General features: G+C 70.2%; 16 protein-coding genes. 9 read left to right on the top strand and 7 right to left on the bottom strand.

Features of this window, described 5'->3' with window-relative positions; genetic code table 11:
- Positions 1-171 precede the first annotated feature (171 nt).
- Both dxs and ACFV9D_RS29735 read left to right on the top strand, forming a co-directional pair.
- The gene (gene dxs / locus ACFV9D_RS29740) at positions 172-2112 is read left to right on the top strand and encodes a 1-deoxy-D-xylulose-5-phosphate synthase (RefSeq protein ID WP_385152868.1); all 1941 of its coding nucleotides are present in this window, start codon (positions 172-174) and stop codon (positions 2110-2112) included.
- 196 nt (positions 2113-2308) lie between these two features.
- On the top strand, positions 2309-3787 hold the full coding sequence (locus ACFV9D_RS29735; protein WP_385152912.1) for an amino acid permease: 1479 nt from the start codon (positions 2309-2311) through the stop codon (positions 3785-3787).
- Here the strand turns inward: ACFV9D_RS29735 and ACFV9D_RS29730 are convergent.
- Both ACFV9D_RS29730 and ACFV9D_RS29725 read right to left on the bottom strand, forming a co-directional pair.
- Positions 3784-4152 carry an NTP pyrophosphohydrolase gene (locus ACFV9D_RS29730; RefSeq protein WP_385152865.1) on the bottom strand — a complete coding sequence of 123 codons (369 nt, stop codon included), beginning with the start codon at positions 4150-4152 and terminating at the stop codon, positions 3784-3786. The genes ACFV9D_RS29735 and ACFV9D_RS29730 overlap by 4 nt on opposite strands.
- 12 nt (positions 4153-4164) lie before the next feature.
- The gene (locus ACFV9D_RS29725) at positions 4165-5250 is read right to left on the bottom strand and encodes an LCP family protein (protein ID WP_385152862.1); all 1086 of its coding nucleotides are present in this window, start codon (positions 5248-5250) and stop codon (positions 4165-4167) included.
- Between the two features lie 313 nt (positions 5251-5563).
- Between ACFV9D_RS29725 and ACFV9D_RS29720 the strand changes: the two genes are divergently transcribed.
- The 6 genes from ACFV9D_RS29720 to ACFV9D_RS29695 all read left to right on the top strand — a co-directional run bounded on the left by ACFV9D_RS29720 (position 5564) and on the right by ACFV9D_RS29695 (position 15848).
- Positions 5564-7171, top strand: coding sequence for a hypothetical protein (locus ACFV9D_RS29720; RefSeq protein WP_385152859.1), 1608 nt, complete (start codon positions 5564-5566; stop codon positions 7169-7171).
- A gap of 307 nt (positions 7172-7478) precedes the next feature.
- On the top strand, positions 7479-8624 hold the full coding sequence (locus ACFV9D_RS29715) for a CDP-alcohol phosphatidyltransferase family protein (RefSeq protein ID WP_385152856.1): 1146 nt from the start codon (positions 7479-7481) through the stop codon (positions 8622-8624).
- The gene (locus tag ACFV9D_RS29710) at positions 8621-13057 is read left to right on the top strand and encodes a glycosyltransferase (RefSeq protein WP_385152853.1); all 4437 of its coding nucleotides are present in this window, start codon (positions 8621-8623) and stop codon (positions 13055-13057) included. Before ACFV9D_RS29715 ends, ACFV9D_RS29710 begins: the two co-directional genes overlap by 4 nt.
- Before the next feature lie 31 nt (positions 13058-13088).
- Positions 13089-13856, top strand: coding sequence for a rhamnogalacturonan acetylesterase (locus ACFV9D_RS29705; protein WP_385152850.1), 768 nt, complete (start codon positions 13089-13091; stop codon positions 13854-13856).
- Positions 13853-14581 carry a hypothetical protein gene (locus tag ACFV9D_RS29700; protein WP_385152847.1) on the top strand — a complete coding sequence of 243 codons (729 nt, stop codon included), beginning with the start codon at positions 13853-13855 and terminating at the stop codon, positions 14579-14581. Before ACFV9D_RS29705 ends, ACFV9D_RS29700 begins: the two co-directional genes overlap by 4 nt.
- The gene (locus tag ACFV9D_RS29695) at positions 14574-15848 is read left to right on the top strand and encodes a phosphodiester glycosidase family protein (RefSeq protein ID WP_385152844.1); all 1275 of its coding nucleotides are present in this window, start codon (positions 14574-14576) and stop codon (positions 15846-15848) included. The genes ACFV9D_RS29700 and ACFV9D_RS29695 overlap by 8 nt, the downstream gene beginning before the upstream one ends.
- Before the next feature lie 71 nt (positions 15849-15919).
- Here ACFV9D_RS29695 and ACFV9D_RS29690 read toward each other — a convergent pair whose 3' ends face one another.
- Positions 15920-18049 carry a 3-hydroxyacyl-CoA dehydrogenase NAD-binding domain-containing protein gene (locus ACFV9D_RS29690; RefSeq protein WP_385152841.1) on the bottom strand — a complete coding sequence of 710 codons (2130 nt, stop codon included), beginning with the start codon at positions 18047-18049 and terminating at the stop codon, positions 15920-15922.
- Positions 18046-19260, bottom strand: coding sequence for a thiolase family protein (locus ACFV9D_RS29685; RefSeq protein WP_385152838.1), 1215 nt, complete (start codon positions 19258-19260; stop codon positions 18046-18048). Before ACFV9D_RS29685 ends, ACFV9D_RS29690 begins: the two co-directional genes overlap by 4 nt.
- Positions 19261-19565: 305 nt before the next feature.
- Here ACFV9D_RS29685 and ACFV9D_RS29680 point away from each other — a divergent pair, with 305 nt between their 5' ends.
- Positions 19566-20693: an alpha/beta fold hydrolase gene (locus ACFV9D_RS29680; protein WP_385152836.1), complete on the top strand. Its 1128-nt coding sequence runs from the start codon at positions 19566-19568 to the stop codon at positions 20691-20693.
- A gap of 56 nt (positions 20694-20749) precedes the next feature.
- On the opposite strand, the gene ACFV9D_RS29675 is transcribed toward ACFV9D_RS29680, so the two are convergent.
- From ACFV9D_RS29675 to ACFV9D_RS29665, 3 genes are all read right to left on the bottom strand, one after another.
- Positions 20750-22036, bottom strand: a complete 1287-nt coding sequence (locus ACFV9D_RS29675; RefSeq protein WP_385152833.1) for an HRDC domain-containing protein — start codon at positions 22034-22036, stop codon at positions 20750-20752.
- 192 nt (positions 22037-22228) lie between these two features.
- On the bottom strand, positions 22229-22894 hold the full coding sequence (locus ACFV9D_RS29670) for a response regulator transcription factor (RefSeq protein WP_015037008.1): 666 nt from the start codon (positions 22892-22894) through the stop codon (positions 22229-22231).
- Between the two features lie 210 nt (positions 22895-23104).
- Positions 23105-23800 carry a DUF3000 domain-containing protein gene (locus tag ACFV9D_RS29665; RefSeq protein ID WP_385152830.1) on the bottom strand — a complete coding sequence of 232 codons (696 nt, stop codon included), beginning with the start codon at positions 23798-23800 and terminating at the stop codon, positions 23105-23107.
- Between the last annotated feature and the right edge of the window lie 34 nt (positions 23801-23834).

Raw genomic sequence — 23834 nt, 5'->3', positions numbered from 1 at the left:
GAACCGGCGCCGGGCACTGCTGCGTCTGGCCCTGTGCAGCGCCCGTACGCTCAGCGGTGTGTCGGCCACATGTGTGACGCGCACCCCGCCGCCCGATGACCACGGTCGGGGGCGGAACATTAGACTCGACCAATCGGCAAGCTCGACCAGCTCAATGGCAAGGAGGCACGGGTGGCATTGCTGACCCGTATCAGGGGACCGCGCGATCTGGACCGGCTTTCCCCGGAACAGCTGGACCAGCTGGCCGAAGAGATCCGGACGTTTCTCGTGGACGCCGTCTCCAAGACCGGTGGCCACCTCGGCCCCAACCTCGGCGTGGTCGAGCTGACCATCGCCCTGCACCGCGTCTTCGACTCCCCGAAGGACAAGGTCCTCTTCGACACCGGCCACCAGAGCTACGTCCACAAGCTGCTCACCGGCCGCCAGGACTTCTCGAAGCTCAAGATGAAGGGCGGCCTGTCCGGCTACCCCTCGCAGGCCGAGTCCGAGCACGACGTCATCGAGAACTCGCACGCCTCCACCGTCCTCGGCTGGGCCGACGGCCTGGCCAAGGCCAACGAGGTCCTGAAGAAGGACGACCACGTCGTCGCCGTCATCGGCGACGGAGCCCTCACCGGCGGCATGGCCTGGGAGGCGCTGAACAACATCGCCGCCGCCAAGGACCGCCCGCTGGTCATCGTCGTCAACGACAACGAGCGCTCCTACGCCCCGACGATCGGCGGCCTCGCCAACCACCTGGCCACGCTCCGTACCACCGACGGCTACGAGCGCTTCCTCGCCCGCGGCAAGGACATCCTGGAGCGCACCCCCGTCGTCGGGAAGCCGCTCTACGAGACCCTGCACGGCGCCAAGAAGGGCCTGAAGGACTTCATCGCCCCGCAGGGCATGTTCGAGGACCTGGGTCTGAAGTACGTCGGTCCGATCGACGGCCACGACATCGAGGCCCTGGAGTCCGCCCTGACGCGGGCCAAGCGCTTCGGCGGCCCGGTGATCGTCCACTGCCTCACCGAGAAGGGCCGCGGCTACCAGCCCGCCCTCCAGGACGAGGCCGACCGCTTCCACGCCGTCGGCAAGATCCACCCCGACACCGGCCTGCCGATCTCCTCCTCCGGCGCCGACTGGACCGGCGTGTTCGCGCAGGAGATGGTCGAACTCGGCAAGGAGCGCGAGGACATCGTCGCGATCACCGCGGCCATGCTCCAGCCCGTCGGCCTCGACAAGTTCGCCAAGGAATTCCCCGAGCGGGTGTACGACGTCGGCATCGCCGAGCAGCACGCCGCGGTCTCCGCGGCCGGCCTCGCCACCGGCGGACTCCACCCCGTCTTCGCCGTCTACGCGACCTTCCTCAACCGCGCCTTCGACCAGGTCCTCATGGACGTGGCCCTGCACAAGTGCGGTGTCACCTTCGTCCTGGACCGGGCCGGCGTCACCGGCACCGACGGCGCCTCCCACAACGGCATGTGGGACATGTCGATCCTCCAGGTCGTCCCCAGCCTGCGGCTCGCCGCCCCGCGCGACGCCGAGCAGGTCCGCGCCCAGCTGCGCGAGGCCGTCGAGGTCACCGACGCGCCGACCGTCGTCCGCTTCTCCAAGGGCGCCGTCGGCCCCGCCGTACCGGCCCTGCGCCGCGTCGGCGGCATGGACGTGCTGCGCGAGCCCGGCAGCAACCGGCCCGACGTCCTCCTGGTCTCCGTCGGCGCGCTCGCGCCGATGTGCCTGGAGATCGCCGATCTCCTCGACAAGCAGGGCATCTCCACCACCGTCGTCGACCCCCGCTGGGTCAAGCCGGTCGACGAGGCGCTCGCCCCGCTCGCCGAGCAGCACCGGGTCGTCGTCACGGTCGAGGACAACAGCCGCGTCGGCGGTGTCGGCTCGGCCGTCGCCCAGGCCCTGCGCGACGCCGATGTGGACGTACCGCTCCGCGACTTCGGCATCCCGCCGCGCTTCCTCGACCACGCCTCCCGTGCCGAGGTCATGGCCGAGATCGGGCTGACCGCGCCGGACATCGCCCGTCAGGTCACCGGCCTGGTCTCGCGCCTCGACGGCCTCCCCCGAGCGGAGGAGACCCCGACCGAGGACAGCGGCCGGGCCGTGGAGCCCGCCCGCGACTGACGCGGGCGCAGGCGACACACCGTCACCATTGGGCCGGTCGGACCACTCCACGGGGTGGCCGACCGGCCCATTCGTGTGAAACCCGTTCCTTCGACAGGCGACATCCCTTCGGGGTCTCGATCATGGGTGCTGGGACCGACGGTACGGAGGTACGACGGTGAGTACGGACCAGCAACCGCCACAGGCGCGCTCCGGGATGTTCCGGACCAAGACGGTCGAACAGTCGATCCGTGACACGGAGGAACCGGAGCACGCGCTCAAGAAGTCCCTGTCCGCCTGGGACCTGACCGTCTTCGGCGTCGGCGTCATCATCGGCACCGGCATCTTCGTGCTCACGGGCAAGGTGGCCAAGGAGAACGCCGGACCCGCCACGGCGCTTGCGTTCGTCGCCGCCGGCATCGTCTGCGCGCTCGCGGCCCTCTGCTACGCCGAGTTCGCCTCGACGGTCCCGGTCGCCGGATCCGCGTACACCTTCGCGTACGCCTCCATCGGCGAACTGCCCGCCTGGATCATCGGCTGGGACCTCGTCCTCGAGTTCGCGCTCGGCACGGCGGTGGTCGCGGTCGGCTGGTCCGGCTACGTCCGCTCCCTGATGGACAACGTGGACTGGCATCTACCGGCGGCCCTGGAAGGGCCCGACGCCCCGGGCGGCACCTTCGACATCCTGGCCTTCCTGCTGGTCCTGGTGCTGACCGTGATCCTGGTGCTCGGCATGAAGCTCTCCGCCCGCATCACCGCGCTCGTCGTCGCCATCAAGGTGACGGTGGTCATGATCGTGATCATCGCGGGTCTGTTCTTCATCGTGGGCGACAACTACGACCCGTTCATCCCGGACGCGGTGACGCCGACGGACGGCGCCTCGGCCTGGGACGCACCGCTGGTCGAGACGATCTTCAACTACGAGCCGACGAACTTCGGCGTCATGGGCATCTTCACCGCCGCCTCCGTCGTCTTCTTCGCCTTCATCGGCTTCGACGTGGTGGCCACGGCCGCCGAGGAGACCAAGCTCCCGCAGCGCGACATGCCGCGGGGCATCCTGGGCTCGCTGCTCATCTGCACGGTGCTCTACGTCGCCGTCGCACTCGTCGTGACCGGCATGCAGCACTACACCGAACTGTCCGTCAGCGCCCCGCTCGCGGACGCCTTCAAGGCCACCGGGCACCCCTGGTTCGCGGGCGTGATCAGCTTCGGCGCGGCCGTCGGCCTCACCACCGTCTGCCTCATCCTGCTGCTCGGCCAGACCCGGGTGTTCTTCGCGATGAGCCGTGACGGGCTGCTGCCGCGCTTCTTCTCCGTGACGCACCCGCGTTTCCGGACGCCGTACCGCCCGACGATCCTGCTCGGCGTGATCATCGCCATCGTCGCGGGCTTCACCAGCATCAACGAGCTCGCGACCCTGGTGAACATCGGCACGCTCTTCGCGTTCGTGATGGTCGCCATCGGTGTGATCATCCTGCGTCGCACCCGGCCGGACCTGCACCGCGCGTTCCGCACGCCGTGGGTGCCGGTGCTGCCGATCCTCTCCGTCGCCGCGTCGCTCTGGCTGATGCTCAACCTGCCGGGCGAGACCTGGTTCCGCTTCGCGGTCTGGATGGCTATCGGCATCGTCGTGTACTTCCTGTACGGCCGCTCCCACAGCCGCCTCGGCAAGGCCGGCCGGGACGCGCTGTACTAGCCGTCCAGGACCGCACGCGGGCCCACGCACCGGGCCCCGTGCTCGCCCACCCGCCGCCGCAGTTCACGGTCGGCCGTGACCACCAGGCACGGCCGACCGGCCGCGTTCCGGGCCAGGTCCACGATGAGGTCGTCACCGCTGCCTGGCGCCTCCTCGACCCGTACCCCGGGCACGGACTCCACGCCGCGGGCCCGGCCCTCCACGACCAGCACGATCTCGAAGGGGCCGCCCTCCGGCCCGCCCCCGGCCGCGAGCCGGTCCCGCAGCCGCTCGGCGGCCGCCCGCCGGTCCCGCCACCAGCCGTCCGGCACCGACCCCACCACGTTGGCGCCGTCGACGATCAGCAGAGGCAGCTCCTGGTCCATACGGACAGGATGTCAGCCGCCGGTCGCGGGGGACTTCTTGGCCGACTCGGGGATACGGGAGTCCTCCCGGATCGCCTTCCACAGCTGCGACGCGTTCGGCTCGGCCGCGACCACGCGGTTGGGGTCCCGCTTGTCGTACGCGACCGGAAGCATGATCGTTTCCATGTTGCCGGGGTCGACCCCGTTGAGGGACTGCGCGAACTCGCTGAGCGCCTTCAGGGAGGCCAGCTCGGAGTCGGTGGTCAGCGCCTTGGTGGCGGAGTCGGCCACCTTGTAGCTCTTGGTGGGGCTGCTCAGCAGGTCCTGCTTCTTGACCTCGGTGAGGAGCGCGGTCAGGAACTTCTGCTGGTTGCCGATCCGGCCGAGGTCGCTGCCGTCACCGACGCCGTACCGTGTGCGTACGAAGGCGAGGGATTGCGTCCCGTCGAGCCGCTGGGGACCGGCGTCCAGGTCGAGACCGGAGGTCTTGATGGGCTCGTCGACGTCGACCGTGACGCCGCCTATCGCGTCGACCAGGTCCTTGAAGCCCGCGAAGTCGATCTCGAGGTAGTGGTCGAGACGTACGCCGCTCATGGTCTCGACGGTCTTCATCACACAGGCCGGTCCGTGCTGCGCGTACACGGAGTTGAACATCACGCGCTGCGCGGAGGGCGCGGTGCCGCCGTCCTCCTTCACGCACTCGGGCCGGGTCACCAGGGTGTCGCGGGGGATGCTGATGGCGACCGCCTGGGTGCGCCCCTCGGGTATGTGGACGACGAGGGCGGTGTCCGAACGGGCCCCGCTCACCTTCCCGCCGTCCAGCGCGGCGTTGGCCCCGGCCCGCGAATCGGAACCGAGCACGAGCAGGTTCTGCCCGGTGGTCGGCAGCTTCTGCGGCCGGTCGTCGCCGAGCGCCTTCTCGACGTCGACACCCTTGATGTTGCCGTCGATGCTGGAGTACATCCAGTACACGGTGCCGCCGGCGGCGAGGACGAGCACGAGGAGCGTCAGCAGGACGATCCGCCCGGTCCGCCGCTTGCGCTTCGGCGCCTTGCGGGAGCGCGAGGAGGAGCGGCCGGAGCCGTTCCCGGATTCCGGCGTACGTATGTCCTGGGTCATCCTGCTTGAGTCCTCGAGTTCTGGTGGCCCGGCGGGCGACGAACACCCTGCACCCCCCCGGGGCATCAGGATCCGCAAGCTCCTGCGGAGCGTGCAGTATAGGCATCCGAACGCGCGTACGTACGAGAGTGCCCGTGATGTCACCCTGTGCATGGGCCCGTTCTCGTCCTCAACCGTGGCATTTCTGCGCTTTGCGTAGATTTTCTGGTCGCATGAGGAAGCGCTTATCGTCTACTCGGTCGAACGTGGTTGAACCGAAGGTGAACCGAAGTCGAACCATCGTCCGAAGTGATCCGAGGGGAGGGGTTGGCGCATGGCGCGAGGAGCCGGCAGGCGCGCGAGGGCGGGACGTTCCGTCGGCGACCCTTGGTCCGACGACGCTCGGGCCGACACGGAACACCCGTCGGGCTCTCCGGGCACCCTCGCCCTCGTCGTCGCCACCCCCGCGGACGTGCTCCCGCTGCTCGCGAGCGAGCCTCCCGGCGCCCGGATCGCGGTGATGTGCCTGGAGCCGGGGGAGCCAGGGGAGTTGGCGGCCCTGGGTCGGGTCCTGTCCACGGCGCGGCAGCAGGGGCATCGCGTGGCCGGTGAGCCCCGGATCCTCGGCGCCCGGTACGACGACATGCTCCGTGACGCCTTCCTCGACCTGGCGCCCACCCGTGTCGCCACACTGGACCCCGATCCCGCGAGCGTGGCCGTCGACGGGGACGAGCGGAAGTTCGCCGTCACCGAACCGCCGCTGCGCGGCCTCGCGGCGCGTGCCGCGCTGCGTGCCGCCCGCTGGTACCAGCTCCGTACCGGAGCGCCGGTCTTCGTGGACTGCCGTCGTGCCGCGACCGACCCGAGGGCGCCCCTCGACGCCGCCTCCCGCTACCCGCGCCCGGCCCACTGGCTCACCGCGGGCGCCGACGGCCGGATGTCCCTCCACCTGCTCTCGGCGGCGGGAGTGCTGCGCTGGACCGAGGCGGCGGTGGGCGGTCCCCGGTGGACCGGTCCCGAACTCCTGGAGACGCCCGAACTCATGCCGGGGCTCACCGTGCTGCGTGGGCCCGACGGCTATGTGCGGCTCTTCGGGCTGCGCCGCACCCCGGGCGAGCACGAGGACGAAGGCGCGCTGGAGGTCGTCACCGCCGTCCAGTACCAGACCGGCCGGGCGCTGGGTCCCTGGGCCGGCCTCGGCAATCCCAACGCGCGCGACTGGCAGAAGGCGCGCCGGCTGGGCTTTCCGGTGGCCGCGTTCGACGGCAACGGCACGCTCCATGTGTTCGTACGCAACGTCGGCGCGAGCATCAGCACCAGGCGTCAGGACGCGGACGGCGCATGGTCGTCCTGGCAGCACCTCAGGGGCCGCCGGGTCGCCGACGAGCTGGTCGCGTTTCCCGGCTGGGACGGGGGCGTCGAACTCGTGGCCCGGGCCCGGGACGGTGTCGACGCGGCGCACTGGCACTACGACCTCACGTCCGGGACCTGGACGGAGAACCGGGCGATCCCGGTGAGCGCCGTGCCGGGCAGCCTCACCGCGGCGCCGGAGGCGGGGGCGCTGCGCTACCGGTACGCGGCGAGCGGCGAGGTCTGTGTCTGGCAGCCGGGCGCGGGCGCGCCGATCGGGCTGGGCGGTGTCGAGGGGAGCGGACCCGTCTCGGGTGTGGCGGGCGCCGGCATCCAGGGCTGGAGCTGCACCGTGCTGGCCCGGCGCGGACGTGGCGGGGTCGCGGAGGTCGGGGCCCATGCGGACGGGCGGCCCGACCTGGGGGTGTGGTGGTCACCCCTCGGTGACCGGTCCCTCGTGCCGCCGGCCATGACGCTCGACGGCCTCGGCCGTGTGGTGATCGCCACTCAGAGAGTCGACGGGACCCCGCTCGTCGCGCGGCAGCGCCAGGACGTCCAGGGCCTGGAATTCGGGCCCTGGCAAGCGATCTGAGGAGTCGAGGGCCACGGACCGGGTCGGACCTGCGGCGGTGCCACGTCCGGGGTACGGGTCGAACTGTTGAGCGTGGATCAAGTTTGCTAAGGTTTTCCAGTGCCTTTATGTGAATCACAGGTGAAGCTTCTGTGCGCATGAAGTGTGCGGCCCCTCGATGACGGGCACAGGTGCGCAGGCCAAGGGGGCTCCTGCCGCTTCAGATGTATCGCTGTGTCGAACGCGAGGGTCCATGCAGAAGCTGTCAGTCAGGGCCGTCCAGAAGCTTACGTGCAAGAAGCGCGACGCTTGGTGGACGGTCCTCCTCGTGGATCCCGTCGCGACCCGACTGGTCTGCTGGTTCGCACGGTTCGACTCCATCACACCCAACCGGGTCACCTGGGCCGCCCTCTTCGTGGGCCTCGGCTCGGCCGGCTTCTTCCTCAAGGGTGACTACACGTCACTGGCCATCGGGGCCGGCCTGTACCACGTCAGCTTCATCCTCGACTGCATCGACGGAAAGCTCGCCCGTCTCAAGGGCAACGGCTCCGTCTTCGGCGGCTGGCTGGACTACGTCTTCGACCGCATCCGCGTCCTCTTCTGCGCCCTCGCCCTCATGGGCGGCCAGTTCCTCCGGACGAACGAGTCGATCTACCTCCTCGCCGCCCTCGTCGTCGTCTTCCTCGACATGCTCCGTTACGTCGACGCCCTCCAGATCTACAAGATGCGCATGTCCATGCGTGCCAAGATCGAAGCCGTCACCCTCGCCCGGCAGGCCGAGGCGGGCGTGCGCGAGGAGGACCAGAAGGTCGTCTTCATGGAGGACCTGCTGCGCGAGAACCCGCTGATGGAGACCGATGTCCAGCGGGCGGCGGCCACACAGCCCGGGCAGACCGAGGTCATCGACCTGCACCAGCAGTTCCGCAAGAGCTTCCCCTGGTACGCGAGGGTCCGTCACGCCCTGCTGCGCAGCCGGATCAGGCCCCACCTGATCAGCGGCATCGAGTTCCAGATGTTCATCTTCATCGTCGGCCCGCTCATCGGCCACGTCCTGCTGACCACCGCCGTCTCCGCCATCCTGCTGGGCGCCTTCGAGCTGGTGATCATGTTCAAGTTCTGGCTCTCCACCCGGGACTTCACCCGCACCATGGAGCGTCTCGCCCCTGAGAGCGTGCCGACCCGCGCCGGGTCCATCTCCCCGCATCTGCAGGCCGGCCGGCACCGCCGCCGCGGGCAGGAGCAGGGGGACACGGCCGCCCGCGAGGAGGCCGCCGCCGCCCTGGCCGACCAGCGCTTCCCCGCTCCGGAGCCGGACGAGGACCCCGGCTTCCAGCCCTACCCGCGCCCGTACGCCGAGACCTACGGGCGGGCCCCGTTCGACACGATGCCGCTCCACCAGATCCCGCTCCACCAGATCCCGCGCCAGCCCGCCTTCCGCGACGGCCTCGTCGAAGCGGAGCCGCACGGAAGATGAACCACCCGCTCGACATCACGCGGTTCCTCGTGACCGTCGTCGTCCCGGCGTACAACGCGAGCGCCACGCTCGCCCGCGCACTGCAGTCGGTGCTCGCCCAGACCCACCGTGGCGTCGAGGTGCTCGTCGTCGACGACTGCTCCGCCGACGGCACGCTCCTCGTGGCCCGTCAGTTCGCCGCCATGGACTCCCGCGTCCGCGTCATCGAGCGGCCGCAGAACAGCGGCGGCTGCGGCGCGCCCCGTAACAACGGCATCGAGGCCGCCGCCGGGCAGTACGTCATGTTCCTCGACGCGGACGACGAGCTTCCGCTCAAGGCCGTCGAGGAACTGCTCTCCTCGGCCCTCACCACCGGTTCCGACGTCACCGCCGGCCGGGTGCTGCGCATCAACCCGGCCAAGGACGAGATCACCGTCTGGCAGCCGCAGCTCTACGAGACCGACCAGAACACCGGTGGCCTCGGCGCCATGCCGGAGCTGTTCGACGACCCGATCGCCGCCGGAAAGCTCTACCGCCGCGACTTCCTCGACAACTTCGGCATCCGCTTCCCCGAGGGCGTCTTCTTCGAGGACACCTACTTCTCCACGGTCGCCAACTTCCACGCGCGCTCCCTCACCCTCCTGGCCACTCCGGTCTACCGGTGGATGTGGGAACGCGAGACCGACCAGCCCTCGATCACCAACAGGCGCCACGAGCCGCGCAGCATCAGCGACCGCGTCCTGGTCCACCAGTACACCGACCGGTTCCTGGCAGGCGTCGGCCGTCCGGATCTGCTCGCCCGCAAGGGCGCCAAGTTCCTCTCCCACGACCTGCGGCTCTACACCCCCGAACTGCGCACCGGCGACGAGACCTACCGCAACGGCTTCGTACGAGCCGTCGCCCCCTATCTGCGCTCCCTGGACGAGGGGGCGTACGAGCTGTGCGGCCCGATGGAGCGGGTCCGCGCCTTCGGGCTGATGCACGGCCGGGTGGACATCGCCGTCTCCGCCGCCGACTTCATGGCCCGTCGCAGTGTGATCAGCTCCGACCTCGTCGAGCGCGACGGCCGGGTGTTCTGGTCCGGCTCGCTGCTCGGCCGGCCCGACGCGGAGAAGTTCCTCGACGTCACCGACCTGGAGCTGACCGGCGCCCCGCTGGCCGACGCACGGCTGTACAACGAGGCCTCGCGGGTCGAGATCCGCGGCGACCAGTTGCACATCGCGGGCGCGATACGCAACCAGCTCGGCCGGGTCGACCCCGAGGACAAGATCGAGCTCATCGCCGTGCTGCGCCGCCGCAGCACCAAGGCCGACCACCACTTCCCCGTCTCGGGCGTCGAGGTCGACGAGCACTGGATCCGGTACCACGCCAACCTCGACCTCGCCGACACCCTCGGCCGGGCCGACCGCGCGGGCACCTGGAACTTCTTCGTCCAGCTCCGCCACGCCGGCGAGCGGGCCTCGACCGCCCTGAACATCAGCGGGGTCGACGTCGAGCAGCTGCGGTACGCCGGCGACGCCGGAGTCCACGAGCTCTACGAGACCGTCAGCGGCAACCTCGCGCTCCGTCCCGAGACCAGCGAGGCCCAGACCAAGGCCAACCCGCGCGGCACCCCCTGGCTGTGGTGGCAGGGCGCCGAGGCGCCCGAACCCGCGGCTCCGCCGCAGCGCTGGTCGGCGGCGATCGTCGTGCACTGCCACAACGACGAGTACAACCTGGGGGAGTTCCTCCCCTCGCTCTTCGCCCAGACCGGGTTCGCGGAGACCCAGGTGGTCCTCGTCGACGACGGCTCGAGCGACACCACCGCGCAGCAGCTGGCCGCGTTCGCCGCGTACTACCCCAACACGAAGGTCGTCACCCAGGCCGCCCTCGGCATGCGCTCCGCCTTCGACCACGGCCTGCGGTACGTCACCGCGCCCTACGTCATGTTCGCGCGCGCCCAGGACATCCTCGGTGAGTCCGCGCTCGCGCGGCTGGTGGCGGCGACCCGCAAGGTCCAGGGCGGCTTCGACGTCGTGGTGGGCGAGGCGGACAACTTCCCCGGGCCGCGACGGAACGACGGCGAGCCCTGGAAGCGGTACTTCCAGGAGGCGGTGCCGGTGCGCCATCTCGACGACGCGCCGTACCTCGTCTTCTCCACCGCGCTCGGCGGAAAGCTCTTCAAGACCTCGTACGTACGCGACCGGCGCTTCCGCCCCGGCCACGGACCCGGTTTCGAGGACGACTGGTTCACCGTCCCCGCGGTCCTGGGCTCCCGCCGTATCGCGATCGCCAAGGGGGCCTGCTTCTACGCGCGCGACGAGCAGCAGCAGGACTCGCTCTTCGACCGCCCCTGGAACGACCCCGTCAAGACCCAGGAACTGGTACGCCTCGGCGCGCACGTGCTGAAGGCCGTCCAGGGCGCGCCCGAGCGCACGGTCCGCCTCGCGCAGCGCTTCGTCGTCCGCTCGCTGCAGCCGTACGTACGCAACATGCACCGGATCATGAGCAAGCCGGAGATCGCCGCGGTCTTCCCCAAGCTCCACTCCGTCTACGCGCAGATTCCCGACGACCTGATCCTTCAGTACGCCGTGCATCCGCTGGCCAGGCTCCAGCACCACGCGGTCGTCACCGGGAACTTCGAGCTGTTCGCGGAGCCGCTGAGCAAGCCGGACTTCCTGCCGACGCTCCACATCGACGACGAGGGCCCCTTCCGCCGGCTGGCCGGCGACGCGGTGGAGACCTCGCTGCTGCGCGTCCCGCGCACCGGCGCCGTGCTCGAGACGTTCCAGTGGTCGGGCGGGGAGTTCGAGTTCGAGGGCCTCCTGGTCTTCTCCGGGACGGACATCGACGTCCGGTACACCAACCGCCTCGAGCTGGTGCTCAAGGACGGGGAGCGGGAGGCGACCGCTCCCGTGGAGCAGGTCTACCGGCGGGACCGCTGGCGCACCCGCAAGGACCAGGACTGGTACTCCGGCTGGCGTGCCACGGTCGGGGAGGGCAGCTTCGACACGCTGGCCAACGCGGACCTGAAGCTGGCGATCCGGATCCACGCGAACGACCGGCACCATGACATTCCGCTGGCCACCCGCCAGATGCTGCACCGCTTCAAGGGAGTGCACACCAGCGGACGGCAGCGCTTCGTGCTGAGCATCGACGACGACGAGATGGTCTCGCTCCGCTGGGTGCGCGGCGCCGCCGCCCGCACCAAGGACAGGCTCAGCCGGTTCGGGCGGGAGTTCCGCAACTCGCTGCCGGGCCGCCTCGGCTGGCGTACCCGTCTGCTGTACTGGCTCACCCATCCCGTACTGCACCGCCGTGGCATCTGGATCATCGGCGAGCGGGAGGACACCGCGCAGGACAACAGCTACCACCTGTTCAAGTGGATCCGGCAGAACCACCCCAAGCGCAAGATCTACTTCTCCATCAACGGGAACTCGCCGGACTGGGACAAGGTCGCCCGCCACGGCCAGGTCATCGACCGGCTGTCGTGGAAGCACCGCGCCTACCTGCTGCACGCGAAGCGGCTCATCAACGCCTACGACCTGGAGGCGTATCTCGGCTTCCCGGGGCTGAACAAGCGCGCGTTCCTGCGCGGCTACGGCGATCTGCTGCGCTACAAGCGGGTCTTCCTGCAGCACGGAGTGGTCTACAACGACGTGGTCGCCTCGATCCACGCCCAGGCCACCAACGTCGACATGGTGCTCACCACGGGGCGCAGCGAGCGCGCGTACTTCGCCGAGCACTGCGGATACGGATACGACCGGGTCGCGGCCACCGGTCTGCCGCGCTTCGACGCGCTGAAGCGGGTGAACGGGCCGCGCCGTGTGCTGGTCATGCCGACCTGGCGCCGCGAGATCGTCGCGCCCTCGTACAACAGGGCGGCCAAGCCGGAGATCCCCTTCGCCGCCTCCGAGTACTACCGCTTCTTCTCCTCCCTGCTGCGCAACGAGCGGCTGCTCGGTGCCCTGGAGCAGCACGGCGTCGAGCTGGAGTTCATGCCGCACTACGAGATCCGGCCGTACCTCAAGCACTTCAAGATCGACCATCCGTCGATCACGGTGTCCACGACCGGCCGGGACGTGCAGCTCGCGATGCGTGAGTGCTCGATGCTCGTGACCGACTACTCGTCGGTGTTCTTCGATGTGGCCTACATGGGAAAGCCCATCGTCTACACGAATTTCGACGACGAGCAGTTCTACAGCAAGCACTACAAGCGCGGCTATTTCGACCTCGGCAGGGACGGCTTCGGACCGGCCTGTGGCACCGTCGACAAGGCGGTGGACGAAATCATCCGCTCGATCGAACGGAACTTCGAGGTCGAGGACGAGTACCAGCGGCGCGCGGCGGAATTCTTCGTTCTCCGCGACACCTCGAACTGCGAGCGGGCCTACCGGGTCATCGAGACGCTGGACGCCTCCGTCGTGGCGGATCCCGCCTTCGACGATCTCCATCGCGGGGTGCAGATTCCATGAAGTGGCAGGGCAGGCAGGTATGAACGGTCAGATGAAACGAATCTTCCTCGCGGGAGGGTCCTCGGTCTGCACCCGGCAGATCAGCATGGCCCCGATGACCGGTTGGGGGCAGGCGCTCCCACTCTTCGTACAGGGCGCCGAGGTCGTGAACGCCGCCCGGGCCGGGGCGAGTTCGCGCAGCTTCTACGAGCGTGGGCGCCTGGCCTGGATCCTGGAGAACATCGCCCCCGGCGACCTGCTGCTCATCTCCTTCGGGCACAACGACATGCGCTCCGAGGACGGCCGCTTCAGCGCGCCCTTCTCCGAATTCCAGTTCTACCTCAAGAAGTACGTCGACGGGGCTCGGTCCCGGGGAGCGCACCCGGTTCTCGTTCCCGGCCAGGAGCGCCGTGTCTTCGACGCCTTCGGCAATATGCGGCGCAGTCTCGGCGTCTACCCCCAGGCCATTCGTGAGCTGGCGCTGGCGGCCTCCGTGCCGCTCATCGATCTCCACGAGTTCTCCTGTTCCTGGTGGCAGCAGCTCGGTGCCGAGGGCAGCAAGAAGGTATTCGTCTATCTCCAGCCGGGAGAGAGCCCCAACTACCCGGACGGCGTCGAGGACAACACCCATCTACGGCCGCACGGAGCGCTGGAATGCGCCCGGTTCATCGCGCGCGAGATGTACACCCAGGGGCTGCTCCTCCCGGACTACTTCCGGAACCTGGATTCCCCGCACGTGTCGGAGCACGACATCACCTGGCTTCCCGACGACGTCTTCGAGCAGCTCACCAAGGCCCGTGTCAGTGAGGTAGTGCGATGAGTGACTGGTACTCGCTGGTGCAGTCCTGGGTGAGCCACCCGGAGACCCCGCAGCACGGCGGTCATCTGGAGCTCTTCTCCGATGTCGATCCGCAGCGGCCGCTCGTACCCGGGCAGACGTTCTCCCTGACGCTGTCGATCACCCCGAGCGACGCGCCGTACCGGACGTACGGCTACCTCCTCGGCGACATCTTCGAGGGCGTCACGAGCGTCGTGAACCACAAGGGCCTCGGCAAGCTGGGCAACGGGCGCTACGCCACGTACGCCTCGGGCGCCGAGCCGCGTACCGCGACCATGCGCGTCAAGATCGCGGACGACGCGCCCGAGGGCTCGTACCTGCTCCCGCGGATCGTGGTCGGCGTCAAGCGCACCGAGGACGAGCGGCTCGTCTCCTCGATGTCGGTGTCCAACGTCGGCTTCCGGGTCCGCCGGCACTGGCTGCCCGGACGCTCCATCGTCCTGAACCCCGGCGGCCGGTTCACCATCCCCGCCGGCTACACCCCCGTCGACGGACTCCGGTTCACCGGCACCACGTTCGCCTCCCACGGGACCCTGTTCCACACCCCGGACGGCGGCCTCAGTTACCAGGCCGACCCCGAGCACCTGGGCTACGACAGCTTCTCGTGCTGCTTCGAGGACGAGAGCGGGCACCGCGTCCGGCAGGAGATCACCCTCCACATCGGGGACATGAGCCATTCTCCCGGCGCGCTGCGCACGGATGCGTAGCGCGCCGAGGCGACGCTCCGCCACGGCACTCGCCCTGGTGCTGCTGCTGACCGCCGGGGCGTGCACGCGCTCGGGCGGGGACCATCCGGCCCTCCGGGCGCCCGCCACACCGAGCGGGCGGCACCTTGCCCCCGGTGTCGTCTACGAGGAGTTCACCAGTGACGGCCCGGCGGGCCCCGTGCGGGTCGCCGCGCTGCGCATCGCGCCCGACGCGAAGGTGCGCCTGGCCGGCGTGCACGGCCGGCAGCTGGCGACCACCCAGACCGTACGGGACCTCGCACGGCAGACCGGAGCCCTCGCCGCGGTCAACGGCTCGTACTTCGACATCCGCGGCGGGAAGGGCTTCAGCGGCTACGAGGGAGACCCGACGGGCCTGTACGCCGAGGGCGACCAGGTGCTCAGCGAGGCCCGCAACGACAGCGCCGCCCTGGTGCTCGGCTACCGCGACGGCCGTCTCGACGCGCGGATCACCGAGGTGTCCACCCCCGGCCGGATCACCGCCGACGACGGAGCGACCCGCACTCTCGACGGGGTGAACCGGCTCGCCGGCCGGCTCCGCCCCTGCGGAGGAGTCGACGGCCACCGCCTCTTCTCCGCCGGGCGCCACGTCATGAACGACCCCCGCACCGGGCTGTGCGCGGTCCCCGACGAGATCGTGGCGTTCACCCCGCAATGGGGCGTCGACACCCCGTCCGGAGCGCGCGGCAGCGTCGAGGCCGTGCTCTCGGAGGACGGCACTGTGCGGCGACTCCGCTCCCCGGCCGGAGGCCCGGTGCCTCGGCGGGCACGCGTGCTGTACGGCATCGGTGAGGGTGCCGACTGGCTCCGGGAGCATGCGCGCGCCGGCACGCGGCCGGCCGCCGCGATGCCGATGAACGGCCCCGACGGCCAGGGGCTCTCCGGACCGGTCGATTCGGTCATCGGCGGCGGTACCCGGCTGTTGACGGACGGCCGGACCTCGATCCCGGGCCGTGCGACCGTCACCGCGGATCGCGCTCCGCGTACCCTCGCCGGCGTCACGAAGGACGGCTCGGTCCTGCTCGTCACGCTCGACGGGCGTGAGCCCGGAGTGAGCGAGGGCGCGACCCTCCCGGAGGCCGCCGACCTGCTGCGCTCCCTGGGGGCCACCGACGGGGTCAACCTCGACGGCGGGGGCTCGACCACGATGGTCGTGGACGACCGGCTTCGCAACCGACCGAGGGAGTCCAGGGGCGACCCCGTCGAGGAGCGCCGGATCTCGACGGCGATCGCCGTTCTGCCGCACTGACCCGCATACGCGAACGGCCCCGGCACCAGGAAGCGGTGCCGGGGCCGTTCGCGTTCTCGCGAGCCCTGGTGTTACGCCGGGACGCTCGCCACGCCCTGTGCGAGGAACGGCTTGCCGTTCACCCGCTGGGAGACGCCCTCACGGTCCAGGTACGGCGTGATGCCGCCCAGGTGGAAGGGCCAGCCCGCGCCCGTGATCAGGCAGAGGTCGATGTCCTGCGCCTCGGCGACGACACCCTCCTCCAGCATCAGGCCGATCTCCTGCGCCACCGCGTCCAGGACGCGGTCGCGGACCTGCTCCTCCGTCAGGACGACGTCGCCCTGCTTCAGGAGCGCGGCGACCTCGGGGTCCAGCTCCGGCTTGCCGGAGTCGTAGACGTAGAAGCCGCGCTTGCCGGCCTTGACGACGGCCGCCAGGTTCGGGGAGACGGTGAAGCGCTCCGGGAAGGCGCGGTTCAGGGTCTCGGAGACGTGCAGACCGATGGCCGGGCCGACGAGCTCCAGGAGGACCAGCGGGGACATCGGCAGACCGAGCGGCTCGATGGCCTTCTCCGCCGTCTCGACCGAGGTGCCCTCGTCGATGACGTTCTGGATCTCGCCCATGAAGCGGGTCAGGATGCGGTTCACGACGAACGCCGGGGCGTCCTTGGTGAGGACCGCGGTCTTCTTCAGCTTCTTCGCGACACCGAACGCGGTGGCGAGGGAAGCGTCGTCCGTCTGCTCGCCGCGCACGATCTCCAGGAGCGGGAGGATCGCGACCGGGTTGAAGAAGTGGAAGCCGACCACGCGCTCCGGGTGCTGGAGCTTGGAGGCCATCTCCGACACCGACAGCGAGGAGGTGTTGGTGGCGAGGATCGCGTGCGCCGGGGCGACCGCCTCGACCTCCGCGAACACCTTCTGCTTGACCGACATCTCCTCGAACACGGCCTCGATGATGAAGTCCGCGTCCGCGAAGCCCGCGGCCTTGTCCAGGACACCGGAGACCAGGCCCTTGAGACGGTTGGCCTTGTCCTGGTTGATGCGGCCCTTGCCGAGCAGCTTCTCGATCTCGGCGTGGACGTAGCCCACACCCTTGTCGACGCGCTCCTGGTCGATGTCGGTCAGGACGACCGGCACCTCGAGGCGGCGCAGGAAGAGCAGGGCCAGCTGAGAGGCCATCAGACCGGCGCCGACGACACCGACCTTGGTGACCGGGCGGGCCAGCGACTTGTCCGGGGCACCCGCCGGCCGCTTGGCGCGCTTCTGCACCAGGTTGAAGGCGTAGATGCCGGAGCGCAGCTCGCCGCCCATGATCAGGTCCGCGAGGGCCTGGTCCTCGGCGTCGAAGCCCTTCTGCAGGTCGCCGTCCTTGGACGCCTCGATGATGTCCAGGGCGCGGTACGCGGCCGGGGCCGCACCGTGCACCTTGGAGTCGGCGATGAACCGGCCCTTGGCGACGGCCTGATCCCAGCCCTCACCGCGGTCGATCTCCGGACGCTCCACCGTGACCGTGCCGTTGAGGACGGAGGCCGTCCAGATCAGCGACTGCTCCAGGAAGTCCGCGCCCTCGAAGATCGCGTCGGCGATGCCGAGCTCGAAGACCTGCTTGCCCTTGAGCTGACGGTTCTGGTTCAGCGAGTTCTCGATGATGACCGAGACGGCCTTGTCGGCACCGATCAGGTTCGGCAGGATCGTGCAGCCGCCCCAGCCGGGGACCAGACCGAGGAAGACCTCGGGCAGCGAGAAGGCCGGCAGGGCCTTCGACACGGTGCGGTAGGTGCAGTGCAGACCGACCTCGACACCGCCGCCCATCGCCGCGCCGTTGTAGTACGCGAAGGTCGGCACGGCCAGCGCGGACAGACGCTTGAAGACGTCGTGGCCGCCCTTGCCGATGGCCAGCGCGTCGGAGTGCTGCTTGAGCAGCTCGACGCCCTTGAGGTCGGCGCCCACCGCGAAGATGAACGGCTTGCCGGTGATGCCGACGCCGACGATGGAGCCCTCGGCGGCCTCCTTCTCGACCTGGTCGAGGGCGACGTTGAGGTTCGCCAGCGACTGCGGGCCGAAGGTGGTCGGCTTGGTGTGGTCGAAGCCGTTGTCCAGCGTGATCAGCGCGAACCGGCCCGCACCCGCGGGCAGGTCGAAGTGCCGTACGTGGGCGCTGGTGACGACCTCGTCCGGGAAGAGCTCGGCGGCGCCCTTCAGAAGCTCGGCGGTGGTGCTCACTTGCCCTCCCAGTGGGGGTTTTCCCAGATGACCGTGGCGCCCATGCCGAAGCCGACGCACATGGTGTTGAGGCCGTAGCGGACCTGCGGGTTCTCCTCGAACTGGCGGGCCAGCTGCGTCATCAGACGGACGCCGGAGGAGGCGAGCGGGTGACCGTAGGCGATCGCGCCGCCGTACTGGTTGACGCGGGCGTCGTCGTCGGCGATCCCGTAGTGCTCGAGGAACGCCAGGACCTGGACCGCGAAGGCCTCGTTGATCTCGAAGAGGTCGATGTCCTCGATCGAGAGACCGGCCTTGGCCAGCGCCTTCTCGGTCGCCGGGATCGGGCCGTAGCCCATGACCTCGGGCTCGACGCCGGCGAAGGCGTACGAGACGAGGCGCATCTTCACCGGGAGGTTGTTCTCCCGGGCGAAGTCCTCGGAGGCGATGATCGAGGCGGTGGCGCCGTCGTTGAGACCGGCCGCGTTACCGGCGGTGACGTTGCCGTGGACGCGGAACGGCGTCTTCAGGTTCGCCAGCGACTCCAGGGTGGTGCCCGGACGCATCGGCTCGTCGGCGGTGACCAGACCCCAGCCGGTCTCGCCGGCCTCGGCGTTGGTGCGGCGCACCGAGATCGGCACCAGGTCCTGCTGGATCTTGCCGTCGGCGTACGCCTTGGCGGCCTTCTCCTGCGAGCGCACGGCGTACTCGTCGGCGCGCTGCTTGGTGATGCTCGGGTAGCGGTCGTGCAGGTTCTCGGCGGTCATGCCCATGAACAGGGCGGACTCGTCGACCAGCTTCTCGCTCACGAACCGCGGGTTCGGGTCGACGCCCTCGCCCATGGGGTGGCGGCCCATGTGCTCGACGCCACCGGCGATGACGGCGTCGTAGGCGCCGAACGCGATGGAGCCGGCGACCGAGGTGACGGCGGTCAGCGCGCCGGCGCACATACGGTCGATGGAGTAGCCCGGGACGGACTGCGGCAGACCGGCGAGGATGCCGGCGGTACGGCCGAGGGTCAGACCCTGGTCACCGATCTGCGTGGTGGCGGCGATGGCGACCTCGTCGATCTTCGCGGGGTCGAGGCCGGGGTTGCGGCGCAGCAGCTCCCGGATGGCCTTCACGACGAGATCGTCGGCGCGGGTCTCGTGGTAGATGCCCTTCGGGCCCGCCTTGCCGAACGGGGTGCGGACGCCGTCGACGAAGACGACGTCCCTGACGGTACGAGGCACGATGGCTCTCCTCCAGGGTGCGGGATGGCACTGCTGCGGCACGCGGCTAAGCGCGCGCTTGCTCCCCCCATGCTACTTGCGGGTAACCATGCTGCCCAGCCCCTGGGGCGGGAGCGGCGAAGGTCACACTCCGCGACGGCCGATCGGGGCCTGTGCGCGCCCCCTGAGTGCGCCCGGCCGATCGGAGGCTCTCGCAACCCGATGGGCTCAGGGCGGCGGTCATGCCGTGGCGCCGGGTGGCCATCGAGCCGAGGCTGGCCCGGCCGGGCACGAGGCCCCGGACCGAACGCACAGAACGGATTCCCATGGCGACGATCATCACCAAGGACCACGAGGTGCCCCACAAGTCCACCGTTCCCGCGAACAAGGACGAATTGGTCAAGCTCTTCGTACGGGAGCGGGACGGCACGCCCCTGGGGCATCTCCCGGAGCGCAAGGCCGTTCTCATGCTGCACGGCCGGAGCATTCCGGCGCTCGCGGCCTTCGATCTCCAGCACACCTCCTACAGCTGGGCGGAGCAGCTGGCCAAGGCCGGCTACGACGTCTTCGTGATGGACCTCCAGGGCTCCGGACGGTCGCCGCGTCCCAAGATGGGCGACCCACGCAATGCCAACCCCGCCAACCAGAGCCTTCTGAAGCCGAGACCGCCGGGATTCGTCCCCGGCCCGCCGAAGTACGCGTTCCAGCTGAACAACTCGAACAGCGACCGGGACGAGCTGCACACCGTCGTGGAGTACATCCGCAAAGAGCGCGGTGTGGACAAGATCGCCTTCGTCGGCTACTCCGCCGGAGCGATCACCATGGGGCCGTACGCGGTGAACAACCCCACCAAGGTGGAGAGTCTGTTCCTGCTGGCACCGGTCTTCCCGCCCGACGGCACGTCGACCCCGCCGAGCACGCTTCCGCAGCCGGGCTTCCCGATGTTCCTGGGCACGAGATGGGGTCTCGAGTCGGGGTGGAACAACGAACTGGGCTGCGAGGGCCAGCGCGAACTCGGCATCGTCGAAAAGGCCTGGGCCGCGGTGATGGAGAATGACCCGGTAGGCGCGACATGGGGACCGCCGGAGGGCCTCAACCGAATCCGGAACTTCGTCCGGTGGGGCTGGAACAAGGCGACGGCGAAGCAGGGCGGTGTCCTCGGCGGGAGCGTGCCCGTGCTGATCGTGTACGGGGAGCACGACGCCACGGTGAACACGTCACCGCCCAGCTCCAACCCGGAACTCAACTTCTCCGTCCCCGCGCTCTACGACGCCATCACGGGCACCCACAAGCTCATGGTCAAGCTGGCCTGCGCGGGGCATACGGTGGTGTGGGAGACGCAGCACAAGAACGTGCACAACCTCTCGAAGCACTGGCTCAAGCACCTCAAGGTCGACGGCAAGACCCAGGGCGTGTTCGACATGAGCACGAACGGCGACCTCAGCCCGGTCTAGGGCGGCGGAGCCCCCGGCCGTGCGCGGCCGGGGGCTCCAGGGTCAGGGTCGTCAGGTCAGCCCTCGGCGCTCATCAGTGCCGTCACCAGCAGCGGGGTCACCAGGTCGACCTGCCACGGCCGGGCGCCGTAGCCCGTGAGGGCCTCGGCGACCGATGCCTCGGTCACGACGGACGGTGGCTCCCAGCAGACGCGGCGGACCGTGTCCGGGGTGATCAGGTTCTCCTGCGGGAGGTTCAGCTCCTCCGCGAGGGCCGAGACCGCCGCGCGGGCCGCCGACAGGCGGGCGGCCGCGGCCGGGTCCTTGTCCGCCCAGGCGCGCGGCGGCGGGGGGCCCGCGACCGGCTGGCCGGGCTGGGGGAGCTCGTTGTCCGGGAGGGCCTTCGCGCGGTCCACGGCCGCCTGCCACTGCTCGAGCTGGCGCCGGCCCATGCGGTGCCCGAAGCCGGGCAGCGCGGTCAGCGCGGTGACGTTCGCGGGCACGGCGAGCGCCGCCTCCACGATCGCCGTGTCGCTCAGCACCTTGCCCGGCGAGACGTCCCGCCGCTGGGCGATCCGGTCACGGGCGGTCCACATCTCCCGTACGACCGCCATCTGGCGACGGCGCCGCACCTTGTGCATCCCGGAGGTCCGGCGCCACGGGTCCTTGCGAGGCGGCGCGGGCGGGGCCGAGGCGATCGCGTCGAACTCCTGGTGGGCCCACTCCAGCTTGCCCTGCCGGTCGAGCTCCTTCTCCAGTGCGTCACGCAGGTCGACGAGAAGCTCGACGTCCAGCGCGGCGTACCGGAGCCAGGGCTCGGGCAGCGGGCGGGTGGACCAGTCCACCGCGGAGTGACCCTTCTCCAGGGCGTAGCCGAGGACGGACTCGACCATCGCCCCGAGCCCGACCCGCGGGAAGCCCGCGAGCCGGCCGGCCAGCTCGGTGTCGAACAGCCGGGTCGGCACCATGCCTATGTCGCGCAGGCACGGCAGGTCCTGGGTCGCCGCGTGCAGGATCCACTCGGTCCCGGCGAGCGCCTCGCCGAGTCCGGACAGGTCGGGGCAGCCCACGGGGTCGATGAGCGCGGTGCCCGCGCCCTCGCGGCGGAGCTGGACGAGGTAGGCGCGCTGGCCGTAGCGGTAGCCGGAGGCGCGCTCGGCGTCGACGGCGACGGGGCCGCGGCCGGCGGCGAACGCGGCGATCACTTCGGCGAGGGCCTCGTCCGTCTCGACGACGGGCGGAATGCCCTCGCGGGGCTCCAGCAAGGGGATCGGCAGCCCGTTCGCAGGGACGTCGTCGTCCGGGGGAGCGCCCCCGGTGGTTCGCAGTGCTGTGTCTGCTGCGGTCTCTTGGGCGTCGGTCACGTGTCAAGGGTATCTGTGAACGGCAAGCGCCTGTCGACGGAACGTTCCGTCGACAGGCGCCGATCTTTCGTCAACCGTTCAGGGATCGCTCCGGGCCCGGCGCTGGGGGCACCTCCCACGCCGAAGGCTGTGGGGGAGGCTCGTCCGGTGCCCGATTCCGGTCCGATTCCGGCCCGGGTTCGATCGTCCTGGTCAGTGGATGATCCCGGTGCGCAGGGCCACCGCGACCATGCCGGCCCGGTCCCCGGTGCCGAGCTTGCGCGCGATCCGGGCGAGGTGGCTCTTCACGGTCAGCGCGGACAGGCCCATCGAGACGCCGATGGCCTTGTTCGACTGACCCTCGGCGACCAGCCGGAGCACTTCGACCTCGCGGCCGGAGAGCTCGCGGTAGCCGCCAGGGTGGCTCGGAGCACCCGGGGGGCGGCGGTGGCCGAGGCGGGCGGCCGCGGCGCCGATGGGGGCGGCGCCGGGGCGGGTGGGGTGCCCGATGTTCGTACGCGTACCGGTGACGACGTAGCCCTTGACGCCACCGGCCAGTGCGTTGCGCACGGCGCCGATGTCGTCGGCCGCGGAGAGGGCGAGGCCGTTGGGCCAGCCCGCGGCGCGGGTCTCGGACAGCAGCGTGAGGCCGCTGCCGTCGGGGAGGTGGACGTCGGCCACGCAGATGTCGCGGGGGTTGCCGACACGGGGCCGGGCCTCTGCGATGGACGACGCCTCGATGACGTCTCGTACTCCAAGGGCCCACAGGTGGCGGGTGACGGTGGAGCGGACGCGCGGGTCGGCCACGACGACCATGGCGGTCGGCTTGTTCGGGCGGTAGGCGACCAGGCTTGCGGGCTGCTCGAGGAGAACGGACACACGGCCTCCTGGGGAGATGCGGGACGGAGCCGGCTCGGGGAAGAAGCCGGGGGCGACCCGTGCGGTGAAAGGGTCAATGACTCCTTCGGCAGCTCGGGCGCCCGCCTTTAGGGAAAGATCACGATTTGGTGAGTAACAATTCGGGCAATTCGGACGCGTGATCGATCATCCTATGAGTGAGCCTCCGTCCGGGCGACCCCGGAGGCGCCGCTAGGGCTGCTGCGGACCCCTGCGCTGGGGCAGCGAGACGACCCCCGCGCCCGACGTCGTCCCCGCCCCGGGATCAGGCGTGGAGGACGGCGGCAGACCCGCGATCTGGCACAGCAGATCGCACCAGGCCGCCAGGTGCGTCCCCGTGTCCGGCACCCCCGCGAGACCCTCGGTCGGCGTCCAGGACGCCCGGATCTCGATCTGGGTCGCGGGGCGGCGCTCCGCGAGCCCGCCGAAGTAGTGGGAGCCCGCCATCGTGACGGTGCCGCTCGCCTCTCCGTACGCCAGGCCGCGCGCCTCCAGCGCACCGGTCAGCCAGGACCAGCAGACCTCCGGCAGCAGCGGGTCCGCCGCCATCTCGGGCTCCAGCTCCGCCCGTACCAGCGTCACCAGCCGGAACGTGCCCTTCCAGGTGTCGTGCCCGTCCGGGTCGTGCAGCAGGACGAGCCGCCCGTCGGCCAGGTCCTCCTCGCCGTCCACGACGGCCGCCTCCAGCGCGTACGCGTACGGGGCGAGCCGCTGCGGTGCCCGGGTCGGGTCGATCTCGACCTCCGGCCGCAGCCGGGCCGAACGCAGTGCCTCGACCGCCCGCCGGAAAGCGGGCGGCACCGGGTTCGTCTCCGTGGTGCCCGCCGTGTCGCCCGCTCCTTCGTCGCCGTCGGAATGATCGGAAAAATGTCCCTGAGCCGCAGCCATGCGGGGAAGAGTAGGCGGAATGGGGGCCTCGCGC

Origin of the sequence: Streptomyces sp. NPDC059875, from assembly GCF_042731085.1 — a bacterium.
GTDB lineage: Bacteria > Actinomycetota > Actinomycetes > Streptomycetales > Streptomycetaceae > Streptomyces.
Note: the sequence above shows the minus strand (reverse complement) of the source record. Positions and strands in the feature narration are given on the sequence as shown.

Coding starts and splice junctions, on each gene's coding strand:
- ACFV9D_RS29725 (WP_385152862.1), bottom strand. CDS start 5,250: ATGACCCAGGACATACGTACGCCGGAATCCGGGAACGGCTCCGGCCGC.
- ACFV9D_RS29720 (WP_385152859.1), top strand. CDS start 5,564: ATGGCGCGAGGAGCCGGCAGGCGCGCGAGGGCGGGACGTTCCGTCGGC.
- ACFV9D_RS29665 (WP_385152830.1), bottom strand. CDS start 23,800: ATGGCTGCGGCTCAGGGACATTTTTCCGATCATTCCGACGGCGACGAA.
- ACFV9D_RS29705 (WP_385152850.1), top strand. CDS start 13,089: ATGAAACGAATCTTCCTCGCGGGAGGGTCCTCGGTCTGCACCCGGCAG.
- ACFV9D_RS29735 (WP_385152912.1), top strand. CDS start 2,309: ATGTTCCGGACCAAGACGGTCGAACAGTCGATCCGTGACACGGAGGAA.
- ACFV9D_RS29730 (WP_385152865.1), bottom strand. CDS start 4,152: ATGGACCAGGAGCTGCCTCTGCTGATCGTCGACGGCGCCAACGTGGTG.
- ACFV9D_RS29700 (WP_385152847.1), top strand. CDS start 13,853: ATGAGTGACTGGTACTCGCTGGTGCAGTCCTGGGTGAGCCACCCGGAG.
- ACFV9D_RS29695 (WP_385152844.1), top strand. CDS start 14,574: ATGCGTAGCGCGCCGAGGCGACGCTCCGCCACGGCACTCGCCCTGGTG.
- ACFV9D_RS29710 (WP_385152853.1), top strand. CDS start 8,621: ATGAACCACCCGCTCGACATCACGCGGTTCCTCGTGACCGTCGTCGTC.
- ACFV9D_RS29680 (WP_385152836.1), top strand. CDS start 19,566: ATGGCGACGATCATCACCAAGGACCACGAGGTGCCCCACAAGTCCACC.